Source organism: Bacteroides sp. HMSC067B03, from assembly GCF_001811315.1.
Lineage (GTDB): Bacteria > Bacteroidota > Bacteroidia > Bacteroidales > Bacteroidaceae > Bacteroides > Bacteroides faecis.
Window position 1 is genome coordinate 1 of sequence record NZ_KV804283.1, and the last position, 19,449, is coordinate 19,449.

The 19,449-nt window shown below is 47.7% G+C and carries 19 protein-coding genes; 12 read left to right on the top strand and 7 right to left on the bottom strand.

All coding sequences use genetic code 11. The features are described 5' to 3' along the window. Positions 1-80 precede the first annotated feature (80 nt). Entirely contained in the window at positions 81-2,150 is a 2,070-nt protein-coding gene (locus tag HMPREF2794_RS03190) for an RNA degradosome polyphosphate kinase (RefSeq protein ID WP_070750899.1), read from the bottom strand. Positions 2,151-2,205: 55 nt separating this feature from the next. Between HMPREF2794_RS03190 and HMPREF2794_RS03195 the strand changes: the two genes are divergently transcribed. From HMPREF2794_RS03195 to rfbB, 3 genes are all read left to right on the top strand, one after another. After that, positions 2,206-2,697, top strand: coding sequence for a metallophosphoesterase family protein (locus HMPREF2794_RS03195; RefSeq protein WP_008766431.1), 492 nt, complete (start codon positions 2,206-2,208; stop codon positions 2,695-2,697). 76 nt (positions 2,698-2,773) lie between these two features. After that, on the top strand, positions 2,774-3,649 hold the full coding sequence (gene rfbA / locus HMPREF2794_RS03200; protein WP_055271417.1) for a glucose-1-phosphate thymidylyltransferase RfbA: 876 nt from the start codon (positions 2,774-2,776) through the stop codon (positions 3,647-3,649). Between the two features lie 16 nt (positions 3,650-3,665). Further along, positions 3,666-4,802 carry a dTDP-glucose 4,6-dehydratase gene (gene rfbB, locus HMPREF2794_RS03205; protein WP_010539260.1) on the top strand — a complete coding sequence of 379 codons (1,137 nt, stop codon included), beginning with the start codon at positions 3,666-3,668 and terminating at the stop codon, positions 4,800-4,802. A gap of 95 nt (positions 4,803-4,897) precedes the next feature. Here rfbB and HMPREF2794_RS03210 read toward each other — a convergent pair whose 3' ends face one another. After that, positions 4,898-5,791: a 1,4-dihydroxy-2-naphthoate polyprenyltransferase gene (locus HMPREF2794_RS03210; protein ID WP_055271415.1), complete on the bottom strand. Its 894-nt coding sequence runs from the start codon at positions 5,789-5,791 to the stop codon at positions 4,898-4,900. A 198-nt stretch (positions 5,792-5,989) separates the two neighbouring features. On the opposite strand from HMPREF2794_RS03210, the gene HMPREF2794_RS03215 reads away from it, so the two are divergent. After that, positions 5,990-7,045, top strand: coding sequence for a metallophosphoesterase (locus HMPREF2794_RS03215; RefSeq protein ID WP_055271412.1), 1,056 nt, complete (start codon positions 5,990-5,992; stop codon positions 7,043-7,045). Here the strand turns inward: HMPREF2794_RS03215 and nadD are convergent. The 4 genes from nadD to HMPREF2794_RS03235 form a co-directional block, all read right to left on the bottom strand. Continuing rightward, positions 7,020-7,652 carry a nicotinate (nicotinamide) nucleotide adenylyltransferase gene (nadD, locus tag HMPREF2794_RS03220; RefSeq protein WP_055271410.1) on the bottom strand — a complete coding sequence of 211 codons (633 nt, stop codon included), beginning with the start codon at positions 7,650-7,652 and terminating at the stop codon, positions 7,020-7,022. The two genes, HMPREF2794_RS03215 and nadD, sit on opposite strands and share 26 nt — an antisense overlap. Before the next feature lie 65 nt (positions 7,653-7,717). Further along, positions 7,718-7,978: a hypothetical protein gene (locus HMPREF2794_RS03225; RefSeq protein WP_055271408.1), complete on the bottom strand. Its 261-nt coding sequence runs from the start codon at positions 7,976-7,978 to the stop codon at positions 7,718-7,720. Continuing rightward, a complete protein-coding gene (gmk, locus tag HMPREF2794_RS03230; RefSeq protein WP_010539255.1) occupies positions 7,975-8,544 on the bottom strand; it encodes a guanylate kinase in 570 nt (189 codons plus the stop codon). The genes HMPREF2794_RS03225 and gmk overlap by 4 nt, the downstream gene beginning before the upstream one ends. A 25-nt stretch (positions 8,545-8,569) precedes the next feature. Beyond that, positions 8,570-9,448, bottom strand: coding sequence for a YicC/YloC family endoribonuclease (locus tag HMPREF2794_RS03235; RefSeq protein WP_070750900.1), 879 nt, complete (start codon positions 9,446-9,448; stop codon positions 8,570-8,572). Positions 9,449-9,537: 89 nt separating this feature from the next. Here HMPREF2794_RS03235 and tsaB point away from each other — a divergent pair, with 89 nt between their 5' ends. The 7 genes from tsaB to rseP all read left to right on the top strand — a co-directional run bounded on the left by tsaB (position 9,538) and on the right by rseP (position 16,648). Next, positions 9,538-10,233 (top strand): tRNA (adenosine(37)-N6)-threonylcarbamoyltransferase complex dimerization subunit type 1 TsaB, encoded by a 696-nt coding sequence (gene tsaB / locus HMPREF2794_RS03240; protein ID WP_010539191.1) that lies wholly within the window; start codon positions 9,538-9,540, stop codon positions 10,231-10,233. Positions 10,234-10,367: 134 nt separating this feature from the next. Continuing rightward, positions 10,368-10,982 carry a DUF4290 domain-containing protein gene (locus HMPREF2794_RS03245; protein ID WP_070750902.1) on the top strand — a complete coding sequence of 205 codons (615 nt, stop codon included), beginning with the start codon at positions 10,368-10,370 and terminating at the stop codon, positions 10,980-10,982. A 115-nt stretch (positions 10,983-11,097) separates the two neighbouring features. After that, a complete protein-coding gene (gene murA, locus HMPREF2794_RS03250; protein ID WP_055269777.1) occupies positions 11,098-12,402 on the top strand; it encodes a UDP-N-acetylglucosamine 1-carboxyvinyltransferase in 1,305 nt (434 codons plus the stop codon). After that, positions 12,399-12,938 (top strand): ribosome maturation factor RimM, encoded by a 540-nt coding sequence (gene rimM, locus HMPREF2794_RS03255; protein ID WP_010539188.1) that lies wholly within the window; start codon positions 12,399-12,401, stop codon positions 12,936-12,938. The genes murA and rimM overlap by 4 nt, the downstream gene beginning before the upstream one ends. 173 nt (positions 12,939-13,111) lie before the next feature. After that, positions 13,112-13,972, top strand: a complete 861-nt coding sequence (locus HMPREF2794_RS03260; RefSeq protein ID WP_162097096.1) for a M23 family metallopeptidase — start codon at positions 13,112-13,114, stop codon at positions 13,970-13,972. A gap of 60 nt (positions 13,973-14,032) precedes the next feature. Continuing rightward, the gene (locus HMPREF2794_RS03265; protein ID WP_010539186.1) at positions 14,033-15,202 is read left to right on the top strand and encodes a 1-deoxy-D-xylulose-5-phosphate reductoisomerase; all 1,170 of its coding nucleotides are present in this window, start codon (positions 14,033-14,035) and stop codon (positions 15,200-15,202) included. Positions 15,203-15,292: 90 nt separating this feature from the next. After that, a complete protein-coding gene (rseP, locus tag HMPREF2794_RS03270) occupies positions 15,293-16,648 on the top strand; it encodes an RIP metalloprotease RseP (protein ID WP_070750904.1) in 1,356 nt (451 codons plus the stop codon). A gap of 358 nt (positions 16,649-17,006) precedes the next feature. Here rseP and HMPREF2794_RS03275 read toward each other — a convergent pair whose 3' ends face one another. Beyond that, on the bottom strand, positions 17,007-17,888 hold the full coding sequence (locus HMPREF2794_RS03275; RefSeq protein WP_029425689.1) for a hypothetical protein: 882 nt from the start codon (positions 17,886-17,888) through the stop codon (positions 17,007-17,009). Between the two features lie 188 nt (positions 17,889-18,076). Here HMPREF2794_RS03275 and HMPREF2794_RS03280 point away from each other — a divergent pair, with 188 nt between their 5' ends. Then, on the top strand, positions 18,077-19,441 hold the full coding sequence (locus HMPREF2794_RS03280; RefSeq protein WP_010539183.1) for a DUF5690 family protein: 1,365 nt from the start codon (positions 18,077-18,079) through the stop codon (positions 19,439-19,441). The last annotated feature ends 8 nt before the right edge of the window (positions 19,442-19,449 follow it).

Sequence of the window (19,449 nt, forward strand, 5' to 3'; positions counted from 1 at the left end):
TAATCCGTGCCTAAATATATTCTTTTCCGATTCGTTTTGAATGAAGAATTGGCTGTGCTATCACGCTGCAAAGCAATTCTTCATTCTTCATTTCCAAACAGCCATTTGTAGAAATCGTATTGGGCACGGACGTTGGGTGTGCCGGGTGTTTTTTTCTTGAATACGTTTTGCAGGTTTTCGTCTACCAGGCAGGCTTTTTGATTGTCGGCGAGCTGGATATTCAGCATTTCGATCAGGCTGGTGCGCAGGTCGGGATCGAGGATGGGAGTGACGGCTTCGATGCGGCGGTAGAGGTTGCGGCGCATCCAGTCGGGTGAGCCCATATACACTTTGGGGCGGCCTTCGTTGCCGAAGTACCAGATGCGGGCGTGTTCCAGAAAACTGTCGACAATGCGGGTAACACGGATGTTACGGCTGTATGACTGTCCCGGGATGAGGCAGCAGATACCGCGGACGATGAGGTCGATTTGTACGCCGTGCTCGGAAGCCTCGTAGAGTCGGTTGATCATTGTTGGGTCTTGGAGGGCGTTCATCTTGAGGATGATACGTCCGCCTTTGTCTTGGTCGGCAAGGGAAATTTCCCGGTCGATGAGGCGGTTCAGTTCCGGTATGAGGTTGAAGCGGGCGACAAGGAGGGTGGTGAATTTCGGATCTTCCTTGCCTTGCAGGGTGCGGAAGAGGTTGTAGAGGTCGTTCACTATTTTCTTGCGGCAGGTGAAAAGTCCGCAGTCGGCATAGAGGGTGGCGGTCTTCTCGTTGAAGTTGCCCGTGCTGATGTAGGCGTAGCTGGGGATTTTCTCGCCGTTCAGCCCACGACGACGAACGAGGGCTACTTTGGCGTGTACTTTCAGGCCGGGGATGCTATAAATGATTTTGATGCCGGCAGCTTGCATCATTTCGGCAGTGGCGAGGTTGTTCTCTTCGTCGAAACGGGCTTTGAGTTCGACAAATACAGTGACCTTCTTGCCGTTTTGGGCAGCGGCTATCAAGGTGTTGATAACAGCGGAGTTTTCGGCTACCCGGTATTGGGTGACCATTATTTCACGTGTTTCCGGGTTGTGCACTGCTTCGTAGAGGAAGTGCGTGAAGTGCTCGAAGGAGTGGTACGGATAATATAACAGCAGGTCTTTTTTCGCGACGTAGTTGAAGATGGATTCCTTTTCGTCGAGGATGGTCAGCTTCATCGGTTGCGGCTTTTCGATGCGGTGGAGAGACTTGTTCGGGTTGGGCAGATGACGCAGGTCCTCCAGATTTAGATGTTTGTCACCGGGGACAAGTTCGTCACGGTGGATGCGGAAGGCGTCGATCAGAAAGTCGAGGAAGTCCTCCGGCATGGCTCGGTCGTAGACGAAGCGGCAGACGTCGCCTATTTTGCGCTTTTTTACTTTCTTTTTCAGTTGTGCCACGAGGTCGGCGCTGCTGGCGGTGTCGTCTATCAGGATATCGGCATCGCGGGAGATTTTGATGCAGTAGCTGGAGTCGACGTCGTAGCCGGGAAAAATGAGGTTGAGGTTCGCTTTGATGATGTCTTCGGTGAACATGATATAAAAGTGGTTGTCATGGGACGGAAGTTCGATGAAACGGGGCACTTTGGCGTACGGCTGTTTCATGACGAAATAAGATGGCTTCCGGTTGGTGGCGTTCTTTTCATCTTTCAGATAAAGACGGATAGCGAGGTAGAGCCGGTTATCCCGGAGGAAAGAGACAATTTTGTCCTTCGATACGGGCACGGGTTGCAGGTAAGGGAAGATTTCTTCCCGGAAAAAGTCCTTGATAAACTGCTGATGGAAAGGTTCTACATGTCTGTCCTGGTAGAAAATGATATGGTTTTTGCGCAGGGCGGGTAGTATCTTTTCTTCATAAATGCGTACACGGTCGTCCAGCTGGCGGTTTACTTCCTGATTGATTTCCTCTACGAGTTCACGGGCCGATTGTACGGTTTCTTCATCGCTTTCGGTGGCACCGGATGCAACGGCCTTGTGGTCTGCCACCCGAATTTTGTAAAACTCTTCCAGGTTGGAAGAATAGATGGAGATGAAGTTGATGCGCTCGTATAGCGGCAGACGCTCGTCCAATGCTTCGAGCAACACCCGATAATTGAATGAGAGCCAGCTGATATCACGTTTAAAATAATTATATTTGCTTTCCATGTGCTTTAAGATTTTCCCAAATATAGTATCTTTGCAGGACTAAACAAAGAAAATTATGACAAGAATTGGATTATTGTCCGATACCCACGCTTATTGGGACGAAAAGTATCTCGAATATTTTGAGTCATGCGACGAAATCTGGCATGCCGGAGATATCGGTTCGGTAGAAGTGGCCGAGAAGTTGGCGGCTTTCCGTCCGCTCCGGGCGGTTTACGGAAACATAGACGGGCAGGAAATACGGAAGATGTTTCCGCAGGTAAACCGTTTCACGGTAGATGGAGCCGAGGTCTTGATCAAGCATATCGGCGGTTATCCGGGCAAGTACGATCCTTCCGTCATCGGCAGCCTCATGGCTCGTCCGCCGAAACTTTTTATCAGCGGACACTCTCATATATTAAAGGTGAAATACGATAAAACGTTGGACATGTTGCACATCAATCCCGGTGCCGCCGGCATGTCCGGATTCCATAAAGTGCGGACAATGGTGCGCTTTGTCATCGACAACGGAACGTTTAAGGACTTGGAAGTAATTGAACTGGCAGGGTAGATTTCTTACAATTCATTTTGTCACGTCAGATTTCTTTCCGACCTTTGCACGCAGTAAATGAATAACTCAGACGACAATGAAAGGAATTATTCTAGCCGGTGGAAGCGCCACTCGTCTTTATCCGCTTTCCAAAGCGATTTCCAAACAAATCATGCCCGTATACGACAAGCCGATGATTTATTATCCGCTGTCAACGCTTATGCTGGCAGGAATACGGGAGGTGCTGGTCATCTCTACTCCGCGTGATTTGCCGATGTTTCAGGACTTATTGGGCTCAGGTGAGGAGCTCGGAATGTCTTTCTCTTACAAAATACAGGAACAACCTAACGGACTGGCGCAAGCCTTCGTGCTGGGAGCTGATTTCCTGAATGGTGAGGCAGGTTGTCTGATTCTTGGGGACAATATGTTTTATGGACAGGGGTTTTCCGCCATGCTCCAGCGCGCTGCCAGCGTGGAAAAGGGGGCCTGCATTTTCGGCTATTACGTGAAAGACCCGCGGGCTTACGGCGTAGTAGAATTTAACGGGCAGGGAAAAGTCGTTTCTCTGGAAGAAAAGCCATTGGTGCCAAAGAGTAATTATGCCGTTCCCGGACTTTACTTCTACGACGCTACCGTAACGGAAAAAGCCGCTTCTCTCCAGCCTTCGGCTCGTGGAGAATATGAAATAACGGACTTGAACCGCCTGTATCTCGAAGAAGGCACGCTGAACGTGGAACTGTTCGGACGCGGATTCGCTTGGCTGGATACCGGCAATTGCGACAGTCTGCTCGAGGCTTCCAACTTCGTGGCCACCATTCAGAACCGGCAAGGCTTCTACGTCAGCTGTATCGAAGAAATAGCCTGGCGGCAAGGATGGATTTCGTCCGGACAATTGCTGCTGCTCGGACAGAAACTCGAAAAGACCGAATACGGTAAATACCTGATAGAACTCTCAAAACAACCCTTGAAATAAACATAAATAATCATATATGAAAACTTATCTGGTGACCGGTGCCGCAGGATTTATTGGCGCCAATTATATTAAGTATATCTTGGCCAAGCACAGCGACGTAAAAGTGGTAGTTCTTGACGCCCTGACGTATGCAGGTAATCTGGGAACTATTGCCAAAGATATTGATAACGAACGTTGTTTCTTTATCAAAGGAGACATTTGCAGCCGCGATGTGGTAGACAGCCTCTTTGCCGAATACCGTTTCGACTATGTGGTGAATTTCGCTGCCGAAAGCCATGTAGACCGCAGCATCGAGAACCCGCAACTGTTTCTGATTACAAACATTCTTGGAACGCAGAACTTGTTGGATTGTGCCCGTCGTGCCTGGGTAATGGGCAAGGACGAACAAGGATATCCTACTTGGAGAAAAGGAGTTCGCTACCATCAGGTATCTACCGACGAAGTGTACGGCTCACTCGGAGCCGAGGGCTACTTTACGGAAGAAACTCCGCTTTGTCCGCACAGCCCGTACAGTGCTTCCAAGACAAGTGCGGACATGGTTGTCATGGCTTATCACGACACCTACAAAATGCCGGTAACGATCACCCGTTGTTCCAATAACTACGGTCCCTATCATTTTCCGGAAAAACTGATTCCGTTGATTATCAAGAATATACTCGAAGGCAAACATCTGCCTGTCTACGGTGATGGAAGCAATGTACGCGACTGGCTTTATGTAGAAGACCACTGCAAAGCTATCGACCTGGTAGTGCGTGAAGGCAAAGAAGGCGAAGTGTACAACGTAGGCGGCCACAACGAAGAAACCAATCTTGAGATTGTGAAACTGACCATTGCCACCATCCGTAAACTAATGACCGAGAAACCGGAATATCGTCAGATCCTCAAGAAGAAAGTGAAAGGCGAAGACGGAGAAATATCTATCGACTGGATCAACAACGACCTGATTACTTTTGTCAAAGACCGTCTGGGACACGACCAACGCTATGCGATTGATCCTACAAAGATCACCAACGCTTTGGGCTGGTACCCCGAAACAAAATTTGAAGATGGCATCGTGAAAACAATCGTGTGGTATCTGGAAAATCAAGACTGGGTAGAAGAAGTGACCAGCGGAGACTACCAAGGATATTACGAAAAGATGTACGGAAAATGATTTAAATGAAGAATTAAGAATGAAGAATTAAGAATTATTATGCAGTATAATAGCGCAGCCAATTCTTCATTCTTCATTTAGTTCATTCCTCATTCTTAATTTAAAAAGAATCCTATCGATAGCAAAATACCCATTAACAGCATATTACGTGAAGTTTCGCCTAATATGCTGTTTAGTTTTTTGCCACTGTGTATCCGGACCATTCGTTTCCATGTGAGGAAGTGAGGAATCAGATAGAGTAATGGAAGGAGGGCGGCGTATAAGTGTCCTTCGAAGAGAAACCAAAAGCACAGAAGGCTTGCTGTCATCCCCAGCATCAAATAAAGATAACTTCCGAACTTCTCGCCAAAACGGACGATGACCGTTCGCTTTCCGCTTCGCGCGTCCGCTTCCCGGTCACGGTAATTGTTGACTACCAGTAAGGTATCAATCAGCAGCCCACATATTAAAGAAGCGATTGTGGTGTCTGTCGTCCATGTCAAGGCTTGTACGTAGTACGTTCCGCCTACGGGGACGAATCCGAAAAAGACGATGACCAGAATATCTCCCCAACCGTTGTAGGACAATGGATAAGGCCCTGTGGTATAAAGGAAAGCGAATAGCACGCAGAGAAGTCCTACTATGATTAGCTCCCATCCGGCATAGAACAACAGCGAAGAGCCGATCAGACAGGCAAATAGTACGGTGATGATGATTCCGTTTCGCATGGCTTTCGGTGAAATCCAGCCTTGTGCACAAGCTCGTTCCGGTCCCAGCCGGTCTTCGCGGTCGGTTCCTTTGAGGTAGTCGAAGAGGTCGTTGATAAAATTGGCGGCTATTTGCATCAGGCTGGCGAACAGGCAACAGATCAGAGCCGGCAACCATTGAAAATGTCCATCCATATAGGCAAGTGCACTACCGATCATGACTGGCGTGATAGCTCCTGTCAGAGTTTTAGGACGTGCTGCTAATATCCACGCATACAGTGAGTTACGTTTTGCTTCTTCCATGATTTAATATATAATAATAAGTTTTGGCGGACAAAGATACATGATTTTTCCTATCTTTGCGCCTCAAATAGTGGGGGAATGTGTTATTGGTATTCGTTCGCTATCAGTTTGTAATATCAGTTTATAATGTATGAGCCGGTCTGGCATTCGGAATGCAGCCAATAAACTAACGAAAGAAGAAGTGAAAAATAAAAGAAAATGAAGAAAACAAATATCCTGTTCATAGTATTCGTATTGTTCCTGTTCGTTTCTTGTAAATCGAAGAAGAATGTCGTATCGACTTTGCCTCGTCCTGTTCTCAATGTCGATTCTATCCGTCCTGACAGCTCTGCCATTATTGACGGTCTGTTTACTCCGGATCATTCGCAGCTTGCTGATCTGAAAGTTTCGACGAAACAGCAGAAGAAAACAGTAAAGAAAGAAACCGTCTCCGAACAGGAAGAACGTAACTTAGTTCTTCGCGGAACGAAGATCACGTCCTCCACCGTGAGTGTTTCTTCCGCTTATAGCGGCATCGACCGTGTGGTAGAATATGATTTCACGCACCGTGATGTTCCCGAAGCCTTCGAAGGTTTCCGTATCGCTTTTATTTCCGACTTGCATTACAAAAGCCTGCTGAAAGAGAAAGGCTTAAATAACCTTGTCCGTCTTTTGAACGATCAGAAGCCGGATGTTTTGCTGATGGGAGGGGATTATCAGGAAGGCTGTGAATATGTGGAACCGTTGTTTGCCGCATTGGCCCGTGTGAAAACACCGATGGGGACTTTCGGAGTGATGGGAAATAACGATTATGAACGCTGTCATGATGAAATCATCCGTACGATGAAGCATTACGGAATGCGCCCGTTGGAGCACGAGGTCGATACGTTGCGCAAAGACGGCCAGCAGATTATTGTTGCCGGTGTATGCAACCCTTTCGATCTGAAACAAAATGGCGTGTCGCCTACGCTGGCGCTTTCACCCAACGATTTTGTCATCTTATTGGTTCATACTCCGGACTATGTGGAAGATGTTTCAGTAGCTAACACGGACATTGCTCTGGCAGGGCATACTCATGGCGGACAAGTCCGTGTATTCGGTTACGCCCCGATACAAAACTCTCATTACGGCACTCGCTTTCTGACCGGGCTGGCGTATAATTCAACAAAAATGCCATTGATTGTCACAAACGGAATCGGTACTTCTCAAATGCCTGTCCGTATCGGTGCTCCGGCAGAAATAATAATGATTACCCTTCATCGCCTGAAGGAGTAGATGAACTTTCGTTTATTCCTTTTTGCCGGATATATTCTGTGATGTACTCCCAAACTTTCGGATGTAAAAAATATCTTATATCTTTCTTCTCGTCGAGTGCCTGACGAATAAAGGTAGAACTTATCTCAAAGGTAGGCGAATGAACTAAGCGGACTGTCTCAGGCAGTCCGTTTTCATTTACCGGAAATCCGGAGCGGGGATAGACAAGAATCCGGTTTTCTTTGACAATGCGTTCTGATTGATACCAGCGGTCGAAACGTGTCCAATTATCCGAGCCGATAATTAAATAAAATTCTCGTTCCGGATAGGCTTCGTGTAGCTTTTCCAACGTATGTACGCTGTATGAAGGGCGTGGCAGATGAAACTCAAAGTCCGAGGCATGGAAATGGGGGTATCCTTCTGTTGCAAGCTCCACCAACCGGAGACGCAGCTCATCCGGCCATAGCTCCGTTCCTGCTTTCAGTGGATTTTGCGGGCTGGTCATAAACCAGATTTCATCCAGACCTTCATACTCACAGAGGTAGTTGGCCAGAGCCAGATGTCCGATATGAATCGGATTGAACGATCCGCTGAATATTCCGGTTTTTAGTTTGCTGCTTTCTGCCATTCTTGCCTTTCCTTCTTTCTGATGCTCGTTTTATCTCCTTTTTACTCTTCCTTCTTTGCTTCAGGTTATTCAGCCTTGACTTCTTGCTTCAATCTTTTGGCTTCCTTTTCCATCTTTAGCTTCTTTCTCCATTTTGGGAAAACGATTGCTTGTCTGACAGCAATTAAGAAAAAGATGCCGGCGGCTATCCAAAAATGCAGATAAAGCGAAAGAATACCGAATACTATATCGACAATGCCGATAATACCGCACAGATACATAAACTTTTCAGTCGCACCTTCTTGCTTTTCTATGCTTTCTATTCGCTTTTTCAGAGGCTCTTTCATTCCTTCTCCAGAAATTCCCGGATCACTTTCAGCGTTTCAGCCTTTGCTGTCTCCAGATCATCATTGACAATCACCCGGTCAAACTGGGGAGCAAAAGTCATTTCATATTCCGCTTTTGCGATACGGCATTCGATTACTTCGGGATCATCCGTGCCCCGGCCTGTCAGCCGGCAGCGAAGTTCTTCTATGGAAGGCGGTTGTACAAAAATAGACAAGGCACGTTCGCCGTAATACTTTTTGATGTTACATCCGCCCACTACATCCAAGTCGAATACCACATTCTGGCCCTTCTCCAGTTGCTTTTCCACTTGCTCTTTCAGTGTTCCGTAATAACGGTCCTTGTACACTTCTTCGTATTCCAGAAACTCGTTGTTCTCAATACGGCAACGAAACTCTTCGGGAGTGAGGAAGAAATATTCAACTCCGTGTTTTTCCGTTCCGCGTGGAGGACGGCTGGTTGCAGAAATAGAGAATACGAGATTTAAATCCTGCGTCAACAGATAGTTGATAATGGTAGATTTGCCCGAACCAGAAGGGGCAGAAAAAATAATTAACTTACCAGTCATGTTGAATGAAGAATGAAGATTTTTTTTACATCACGTTCAGCACTTGTTCCTTGATCTGTTCCAGCTCATCTTTCATCTGCACGACGATTTTTTGCATTTCGGCGTGGTTGGACTTGCTGCCAAGCGTATTGATTTCACGTCCCATTTCCTGAGCGATGAATCCGAGCTTTTTGCCCTGTCCGTTACCGCTTTCCAATGTGCTGATAAAGTATTTCAGGTGATTGGTAAGACGTTGTTTTTCCTCGTTGACATCCAGCTTTTCGATGTAGTAGATCAGTTCCTGTTCCAGCCTGTTTTTATCGTAATCCATGTTCAAAGTCTTTTCGAGCGCATCCGTGATACGTTCTTTGACTTTCTCCACCCGTTCTTTTTCGTAAGGAGTTATCTTTTCGAGCAGTTGGGAGATGTTGGCGATTTTCTCACGGAATTTCTTTTCCAGTGCAGCGCCTTCCTGTTTGCGGAAGTCCACCAGATGTCCGATTGCTTCGAGAACGGTGGCGCGTACCATTTGCCATTCTTCTTCCGAAAGCTCCTGAATTTCAGTTTTAGACATGACATCCGGCATGCGGAGCAGCGTCTGAAACCAGTCGGTCGGTACGGGGATACCGAGGTTTTCCGAGATAGCCTGAATTTGCTTGTAATAGCCTTCCACCAACACCTGGTTGATCGGAGTTGCGCTCTCCGCACTCTCTTTTTTTTCGATCCAGAGGCTGAAATCCACCTTTCCGCGCTCCAGTACTTTGGAGATCTCGTTGCGGATTTCTATCTCTTTTTCACGATAAGCCGGAGCGATGCGAATGGAAAGATCCATTGCTTTGCTGTTGAGCGACTTGATTTCTACGTTTATCTTTTTATCTGGAAGTTCGGCCGTAGCTTTGCCGTATCCTGTCATCGACTGTATCATAAACTTAAAGTTTTGTGCAAAAGTACATGAATATTTTAAGAATTGGAAATAATCATGTAAATTTGCGACAATTTAATAAGCTGATTTTTATGTCGTGTATACTGAATATTGAAACCTCTACCACTGTTTGCTCGGTAGCGGCCAGTCAAGACGGACAGACGATTTTTGTGAAAGAAGACTTGAAAGGCCCTTCACACGCTGTGTCTTTGGGAGTGTTTGTAGATGAAGCGTTATCGTTCATTGATAGTCATGCCATACCTTTGGATGCAGTTGCGGTGAGTTGCGGACCGGGTTCTTACACCGGACTCCGGATCGGTGTTTCGATGGCGAAAGGCATTTGTTACGGACGGAATGTGCCCTTGATCGGTCTTCCTACGCTCGAAGTGCTGAGTGTGCCCGTATTGCTGTATCACGATTTGCCGGAAGATGCGTTGCTCTGTCCGATGCTCGATGCCCGCCGTATGGAAGTATATGCTGCCGTCTACGACCGTGCATTGAACGTGAAACGCGCGATCGCCGCCGATATTGTCGATGAAAATTCCTATCTGGAGTTTCTGAATGAAGCCCCTGTCTATTTCTACGGAAATGGAGCTGCCAAATGCCGTGAGAAGATCATCCATCCGAACGCGCATTTTATCGATGATATCCATCCGCTGGCAAAGATGATGTATCCGCTGGCAGAAAAAGCAGTTGCCGGGGAAGATTATAAAGACGTGGCCTACTTCGAACCTTTCTACCTGAAGGAATTTGTAGCCTCGTTGCCTAAGAAGTCACTTCTTGGATGATCCCTTGAGTGGATGATCCCTTGAGTGAGTGATCCTTTTTTGTGAGTGATCCTTTTTAGCAAGAAGCTGTGACTTATGAGTGACCGTCGTCCTCCGACTTTTAATTTTTAATTTCAAAACTTTTAATTTAAAAAATGCAATACAATACCCAACAGAAAAGAATGCCGCTCCCCGAATACGGTCGCAGCATACAGAACATGGTAGATTATGCGTTGACCATTCAGGACCGTGCCGAACGTCAGCGTTGTGCTAACACGATTATCAACATCATGGGGAATATGTTTCCCCATTTGCGTGATGTTCCTGATTTTAAGCATAAACTCTGGGACCACCTGGCAATCATGTCCGGTTTTGAGTTGGATATTGATTACCCCTACGAAATCATCCGTGAAGACAACCTGGTGACCAAGCCGGAACCGATCCCATATTCCACTACCCGTATGCGCTACCGCCACTACGGCCACACGCTGGAAGTGTTGATCAGAAAAGCCTGCGAATTTCCCGAAGGAAACGAAAAGAGGAATCTGGTAGCCATGATCTGCAACCACATGAAGAAGGACTACATGGCATGGAACAAAGATACGGTAGACGACCGTAAAATAGCGGAAGACCTCTATGAACTTTCCGACGGCAAACTCCAGCTGACAGACGACATCATCCGCCTGATGGCAGAACGTCTGAACCAGAATTATCGCCCGAAAGTGAACTACAACAATAACCGGAACTGTAATCCGCGGAGAAGATATTGAAGTATTAGGTATTAAGTATTAGCGCGGTGATGTTGTTCGCTGCATGAGGTTTTGCACTTGCGGTCTAATACTTAATACCTAATACCTATTACCTATTACTTAATACTTAAAAAAAATGGCTTCATTTGTAATTGAAGGAGGACATCGGCTGGGCGGGGACATTCATCCGCAGGGAGCCAAAAACGAAGTTTTGCAGATTATCTGTGCCACGTTGCTGACTGCTGAAGAAGTGACTGTGAACAATATACCTGACATTCTGGATGTCAATAACCTGATTCAGCTCATGCGGGAGATGGGGGTAACAGTTGCAAAGGAAGGCATTGATACTTATAGTTTTAAGGCAGAGAATGTCGATCTAGCCTATCTGGAGAGCGATGAGTTCCTGAAAAAGTGTTCCAGTCTTCGGGGGTCGGTGATGCTGATCGGTCCGATGGTGGCGCGTTTCGGGAAAGCGTTGATCTCGAAGCCGGGTGGAGATAAAATCGGTCGCCGTCGTCTTGATACCCACTTTGTGGGGATTCAAAATCTGGGAGCCGATTTCCGCTACGACGAGGCGCGGGGAATTTATGAGATTACTGCCGACAGGCTTCAAGGTAACTATATGCTGCTCGATGAAGCGTCCGTGACAGGAACCGCCAATATTCTGATGGCTGCCGTGCTGGCAAAGGGGACCACCACTATCTACAATGCCGCTTGCGAACCCTACTTGCAGCAACTCTGCCGCATGCTCAACCGGATGGGAGCAAAAATAAGCGGCATCGCTTCCAACCTGCTCACCATTGAAGGGGTGGAGGAACTGCACGGTACGCAACACACCGTATTGCCCGACATGATTGAAGTCGGAAGCTTCATCGGTATGGCTGCCATGACCAAAAGCGAAATAACCATCAAAAATGTTTCTTACGAGAACCTCGGCATCATTCCCGAAAGTTTCCGTCGTCTGGGCATCAAACTCGAACAGAGGGGAGACGACATCTACGTTCCCGCACAGGAAACATACGAAATAGAATCGTTTATCGACGGCTCCATCATGACCATTGCCGACGCTCCCTGGCCGGGACTGACACCCGACTTGCTGAGTGTGATGCTCGTGGTAGCCACCCAAGCCAAAGGAAGCGTACTGATCCATCAGAAGATGTTTGAGAGCCGCCTGTTCTTTGTGGACAAACTGATCGACATGGGTGCGCAGATCATCCTTTGCGACCCTCACCGTGCCGTAGTAATCGGACACAATCACGGCTTCAAGCTGCGCGGTGCCCGACTGACTTCGCCGGATATCCGTGCCGGTATCGCCCTTCTGATTGCTGCCATGAGCGCCGAAGGAACCAGCACCATCAGCAACATCGAACAGATAGATCGTGGTTACCAGAATATAGAAGGACGACTTAACGCCATCGGCGCCAGAATCACTCGTATATGATAAAAAAAGAAGAAGTATATAAGATCGGACTATTCAATAAGCCGCACGGCATTCACGGTGAGTTGCAGTTTACTTTTACGGACGATATTTTCGACCGTGTGGACTGCGATTACCTGATATGCCTGCTCGACGGCATTTTTGTACCGTTTTTCATCGAAGAGTACCGTTTCCGTTCCGACTCCACCGCTTTGGTGAAGCTCGAAGGAATTGATACGGCGGAACGTGCACGTATGTTCACCAATGTCGAAGTCTACTTTCCGGTGAAACATGCCGAGGAAGCGGAAGACGGCGAGTTGTCGTGGAACTTCTTTGTCGGTTTCCGGATGAAGGATATCCGCCACGGTGATCTGGGAGAAGTCGTGGAAGTGGATACTGCTACGGTGAATACGCTTTTTGTTGTCGAACAGGCGGACGGAGAAGAACTGCTCGTCCCTGCACAGGAAGAATTTATCGTGGAAATAAATCAGGAAAAGAAGCTCATCACAGTCGAGCTTCCCGAAGGATTGTTGAATTTGGAAGATTTGGAGGAAGAATGAACAGATTGGTAAGCGTTTATGGGATCACAATTTATTGATAAAATATACTTTAGGCACGGATTACACGGATTTCACGGTTTTAAGAAATTGCGCAGCTAAAACCGTGAAATCCGTGTAATCCGTGCCTAAAAGATACTTAATTGGATATAGTAACTTAGTAATTAATAAACAGAATAATGGCAAGAAAACGGAGTAAAGCTTTCTGGAACAATTTCAAGTTCAAGTATAAACTCACTATCATCAATGAGAATACACTTGAAGAAATCGTAGGGCTTCGTGTATCCAAGCTGAACGGTCTTTCGGTACTGTTGTCCGTGCTGGCGGTGCTTTTTCTGATTGCTGCCTGTATCATTGCCTTCACCCCTTTGCGCAACTACCTTCCCGGCTATATGAACAGTGAAGTCCGCAGTCAGATTGTGGACAACGCCCTCCGTGTGGATTCCCTGCAGGAACTGCTCGACCGGCAGAACCTTTACATCATGAACATACAGGACATCTTCAGCGGAAAAGTGCCGATAGACAGCGTGCAGACACTGGACTCGCTGACTGTCGCTCGCGAAGACACCTTGATGGAGCGTACCAGACGGGAAGAAGAGTTTCGCCGTCAATACGAAGAAAATGAAAAATATAATCTGACTACGATTGTCTCGCAGCCAGATGTCAACGGATTGATTTTGTATCGTCCGACTCGTGGAATGGTCTCCGACCATTTCAATGCCGATAAAAAACACTTTGGAACAGATATTGCAGCCAATCCCAATGAAAGCGTGCTGGCTACGATGGACGGCACCGTCTTTCTGAGCACATACACAGCCGAAACCGGTTATTTGATAGGCGTGCAGCACAATCAGGATTTCGTTTCGATCTACAAGCACTGTGGCTCGCTGCTCAAGAAAGAAGGCGACCGCGTGAAGGGAGGCGAGGCCATCGCCTTGGTTGGCAACAGCGGAACGCTCAGTACAGGACCGCACCTCCACTTCGAACTGTGGTACAAAGGGCATCCAGTCAATCCGGAGAAGTACATCGTGTTCTAAAAAAAGTAATCATGTGAAGTGGGATATACGATTATAAGTGACAGAGGAATTAGATAAATAATGGATTCAGAAAATAAGAAGAAAAAACAAATAGCTATTTTAGGCTCTACGGGCTCTATCGGGACGCAGGCGCTGCAGGTCATCGAAGAACATCCCGACCTGTACGAGGCTTATGCCCTGACAGCCAACAACCGGGTCGAACTGCTGATTGCACAGGCACGCAAGTTCCAGCCGGAAGTGGTAGTGATAGCCAATGAAGAAAAGTATGCCGAACTGAAAGAAGCACTGAGCGACCTTCCGATCAAAGTATATGCCGGAATCGATGCGGTCTGTCAGATCGTGGAAGCCGGACCGGTGGACATGGTTCTTACGGCAATGGTAGGTTATGCCGGACTGAAGCCGACCATCAATGCCATCCGTGCGAAGAAAGCCATTGCGCTTGCCAATAAGGAGACGCTCGTGGTGGCGGGAGAACTGATCAACCAGCTGGCACAGCAATACCGCACCCCTATTTTGCCGGTGGATTCCGAACACTCGGCAGTCTTCCAGTGTTTAGCGGGAGAAGTTGGCAATCCGATAGAGAAGGTGATACTGACAGCTTCGGGCGGCCCGTTTCGTACCTGCACGCTGGAGCAACTGAAAACTGTGACCAAGGCACAGGCTTTGAAACATCCCAACTGGGAGATGGGAGCCAAGATAACCATTGATTCCGCATCCATGATGAATAAAGGCTTCGAGGTGATCGAAGCCAAATGGCTGTTTGGTGTGCAGCCGAGCCAGATCGAGGTGGTGGTACATCCGCAGTCGGTCATTCACTCGATGGTGCAGTTTGAGGACGGTGCCGTCAAAGCACAACTGGGCATGCCGGATATGCGCTTGCCCATCCAGTATGCTTTCTCGTATCCCGACCGCATCTGCTCTTCGTTCGACAGGCTCGACTTCACGAAATGTACGAACCTGACATTCGAGCAACCCGACACGAAACGTTTCCGCAACCTTGCCTTGGCTTACGAAGCGATGTACCGGGGCGGAAATATGCCTTGCATCGTCAATGCCGCCAACGAAGTGGTGGTAGCCTCTTTCCTCAAAGACGGCATCAGCTTCCTAGGCATGAGCGATGTGATTGAGAAGACGATGGAACGTGTCGCGTTTGTGGCGGCTCCTGCTTACGACGACTATGTAGCTACTGATGCCGAAGCGCGGAGAATAGCTGCGGAGTTGATTTCATGAATATAAATAAGTAATATAAATTAGAAAGTGCCTCGGTTTCCTCTGATGAGCAGAGGGTTTGGATGAGGCTTTAAATTGTAAATAAACTGTATGGAAACATTTTTGATTCGTGCCCTGCAACTGATCATGAGCCTTTCGCTGCTTGTCATCATTCATGAAGGCGGGCATTTCCTTTTTGCCCGGTTGTTCAAGGTGCGTGTAGAAAAATTCTGCTTGTTCTTTGACCCCTGGTTTACATTGTTCAAGTTCAAACCCAAGAGAAGTGATACGGAATATGCCGTAGGATGGCTGCCGCTGGGCGGTTACGTCAAGATTGCCGGCATGATAGACGAGTCGATGGATACCGAACAGATGAAACAGCCCGAACAGCCGTGGGAGTTTCGTTCCAAACCGGCTTGGCAGCGCCTTTTGATCATGGTGGGCGGTGTGCTGTTCAACTTCCTGCTGGCGCTTTTCATCTACTCAATGATTCTTTTTGCTTGGGGCGACCAATATATAAAGGTACAGGAAGCTCCTCTCGGTATGGACTTCAATGAGACGGCGAAAGCAGTCGGTTTTCAGGATGGCGACATCCTTTTGTCTGCCGATAATGTGCCTTTTGTGCGCTATGACGGCGATATGTTGAGCCAGATTGTCGATGCCCGTGAAGTAAGTGTGCTTCGTGAAGGTAAAAAGGCTTCTGTCTACATTCCCGAAGATATGATGCAGCGACTGATGGCGGACAGCGTTCGTTTTGCTTCTTTCCGTTTCCCGTATGTGATTGACAGCGTGATGGTTAATTCTCCTGCTGCACAGGCGGGCATTCAGCCGGGTGACAGTATCATCGCATTGAACGGAGCCCCCATTTCTTTCTCTGATTTCAAGCAGACGATGGCGGAACGCAAGAAAAACGCGGAAACCCTGCTGAAAGACAGCATCGACCCCCGTCTGATCACCCTGACGTATGTACGTGGCGGCGTGACGGATACGACCTCCCTGCGTGTGGACTCTGCTTACCTGATGGGTGTCACTGCTTGTGTGACAACAGATCGCCTGCTGCCTATGGTGAAGAAGGAGTACGCATTTTTTGAATCCTTCCCCGCAGGTGTTTCTCTGGGTGTGAAGACATTGAAAGGATACGTCGGCAACATGAAATACCTCTTCTCGAAAGAAGGAGCGAAGCAGTTGGGCGGTTTCGGTACTATCGGAAGCATCTTCCCCGCAACGTGGGACTGGCATCAATTCTGGTACATGACTGCCTTCCTCTCCATTATCCTTGCTTTCATGAACATCCTTCCGATCCCTGCATTGGATGGCGGACACGTGCTCTTCCTCTTCTATGAGATGATTGCCCGTCGTAAACCGAGCGACAAGTTTATGGAGTACGCTCAAATGACCGGTATGGTTCTTTTGTTCGGCTTGCTGATCTGGGCAAACTTCAATGACATATTGAGGTTCTTCTTCTAAAGCGGGAAGGCAAGCGGAGGAGATCTGTGTCGTCCGGGACAACCGGCAGGATGAGGCTGACGTTGGCGGAGATGCCGGCGGGCTTTAGAAGGGATCAGTCCGAAAACCCGGCTTTTCGAAGTTGCCGAAACAGCAACTCCACCCAAACCGGACCGCTTGCCGATAGCAGGGAAGTAGTAACGGTGAAGTGATGTATATTGTTGAAAAACAGTAAAATAGAGTGTGCTATTTATCCTATATAGAAACGGCGCTTTAACACAACGTTAAAGCGCCGTTTCTATATGCGATAAGTGCCTTAGCCTGCTGGTGAGAAAGCGCCGTTTCTCCAATTGACATCCTGTATGCGCGGAGAGAAAGGTTAAATCATTAACATTTTCTTTTCCCGTTCCAAGTCCGTAGCATCCAGTTTTGGGGAGGGCACTGTGCAGGTTTTAATATAATCTCCTTCCTGACAGGTGTAGTTGTAGTACACTTCCAGTTCCGGTGTCAACTCCGCTTTCGGCACCAGCCTGCCTTCCATCGTCAGGAACTCATTGACATCCGTACTGTCCGACTGCTTCACCAACACAATTCGCCGGGCTATCGGGTTGTGATTGTAATCCAGACAGAGATACAGCCCTTTCAGCATCGCGGGATATTCATAATGTGGAAGTTGCAGGTAAATGGTGACGAGGGCGAATTGCGGCAAATCCCTTTCGTTGAACATCAGATAAGAGTTCTGATGGTTGCTGATGATTCCGCCTCCCCAATGCACCGATTTATAGGCATTTATCATTCCTACCTTTACATATTCGCTGTTTTCGGAAGCGCTGATCAGATATGGTTCTATTTTCAGGCTGTCGGTAGAAGAAGAGAGGCTGTAACTGAGATACAGTCCGCTGTAGTTGAAAACATCCTGTACCGAGTCCTTCATTTCCTTTCCCAGCAGTTTTACCAGCGGGTTACCGCTTTCCGCTTCGCTTTGCTGTTCGGGTTCCATTTCGAGCAGCAGCAGTTTCATCGCGCCTACATTATTTAATAAGCGTTTTTTGGAGACATTGTTGACCAGTGCCAGCGCTTCGTCCAGTGCGTCGTCCGGTGTGCGGGTTTTCAGCAGGTCGATGTAGGCGGGAAGTACGCTGGAGTACAAAGCAGACAATACGCTGGGCGCCATGTCCACCCGGTCCGCTATTTCTTTCATCTTCACTCCGTTGTTGCGCAAGTATTCGATTCGCTTGTATATTTCTGTCAGTTCGTTCATGATTTGTGGATTGTAAAATTGATTTCGTTGCAAAGGAATGACTAATGTATTATGAATATGTTGCATGAATATTACATTAATATTACACCCTGCCGGAAAGCGAATATATACGATATGATTCATTGAAATTCATTTTTTCACTCGTCGGGACGTCCTACTTTTGCACCGGAAACAAAAAATAACGAATCATGAATTTCAAAGAAAAACTGTCGCCTTCGACTCAAAAGAAACTTTCCGATCTACTTTTCATTCTCTATGCGGGAGGAGCGGCACTGCTGTCTTATTCATTGGTCTATGCGCTCCGCAAGCCGTTCACTGCCGCCACATTCGACGGCATGGAACTGTTTGGTATGGACTATAAGATAGCGACCAGCATCATCCAGATATTCGGATATATGGTGTCCAAGTTTATCGGGATCAAACTTATTTCAGAACTGAAGAGAGAAGGCCGCCTGAAATTCATTCTTGTCTCCATTTTGGTTGCCGAGCTCTCTTTGGTTCTTTTCGGATGCCTGCCCCGTCCGTTCAATGTACTGGCATTGTTCTTCAACGGTCTGTCTTTGGGATGCATGTGGGGAGTCATCTTCAGTTTCCTCGAAGGAAGACGGGTGACCGACTTGCTCGCCTCCCTTTTCGGACTGAGCATTGCAGTGAGCAGCGGAACGGCGAAGTCAATCGGACTCTTTGTAGTAAATACGCTGAACGTGAGTGAGTTCTGGATGCCTGCGTTGATTGGTGCGGTCGCATTGCCCCTGCTGGCCGCGTTGGGCTATCTCCTCGACCGGCTCCCCCGACCGACAGCCGAAGACAAGGCTTTGCGCGTGGAACGTGTGACGCTCGACAAACAACAGCGCTGGAACCTCTTTCGCAGCTTTGCCCCCGTGCTGACGATGCTTTTCTTTGCCAATCTTTTCCTGACAGTGCTTCAGGATGTAAAGGAAGATTTTCTGGTGAAGATTGTCGATGTGAATGCCGCAGGTTTCTCCTCATGGATATTTGCCAAGGTGGACGGAGTGGTCACGCTGATTATTCTGGCGGTCTTTGCTTCGCTGGCACTGATAAAGAGTCATATGAAAGTATTGTCCATCCTGTTGGCGCTGGTCATTGCCGGGGCGTTTACTCTTAGCTTCGTCGCGTTCAATTATGATGCATTGCAGCTTTCTCCGCTGGTGTGGCTGTTTATTCAGAGTCTCTGCCTTTATTTCTCGTATCTGAGTTTTCAGACGATCTTCTTCGACCGGTTTATTGCCTGTTTCCGTATCAGGGGAAATGTAGGCTTCTTTATAGCCATGATCGATTCTATCGGATATACAGGCACGGTGTTGGTATTACTTTTCAAAGAATGCTTTAACCCGGATTTAAACTGGCTGGAGTTTTATAATACGATGGCGGGCACGGTCGGTGTTGTCTGCTGTACGGCATTTACGCTTTCTCTGCTGTATCTGATACAACGCTATCGGAAAGAAAAACGTGGAGAGGTGATGGATAAAGAACTGGCTCCGGGCTTGATTCCCGTTGCCGAACCTGCCATACAGCCGCTCAGGGCACAGTGAAAAGTCTC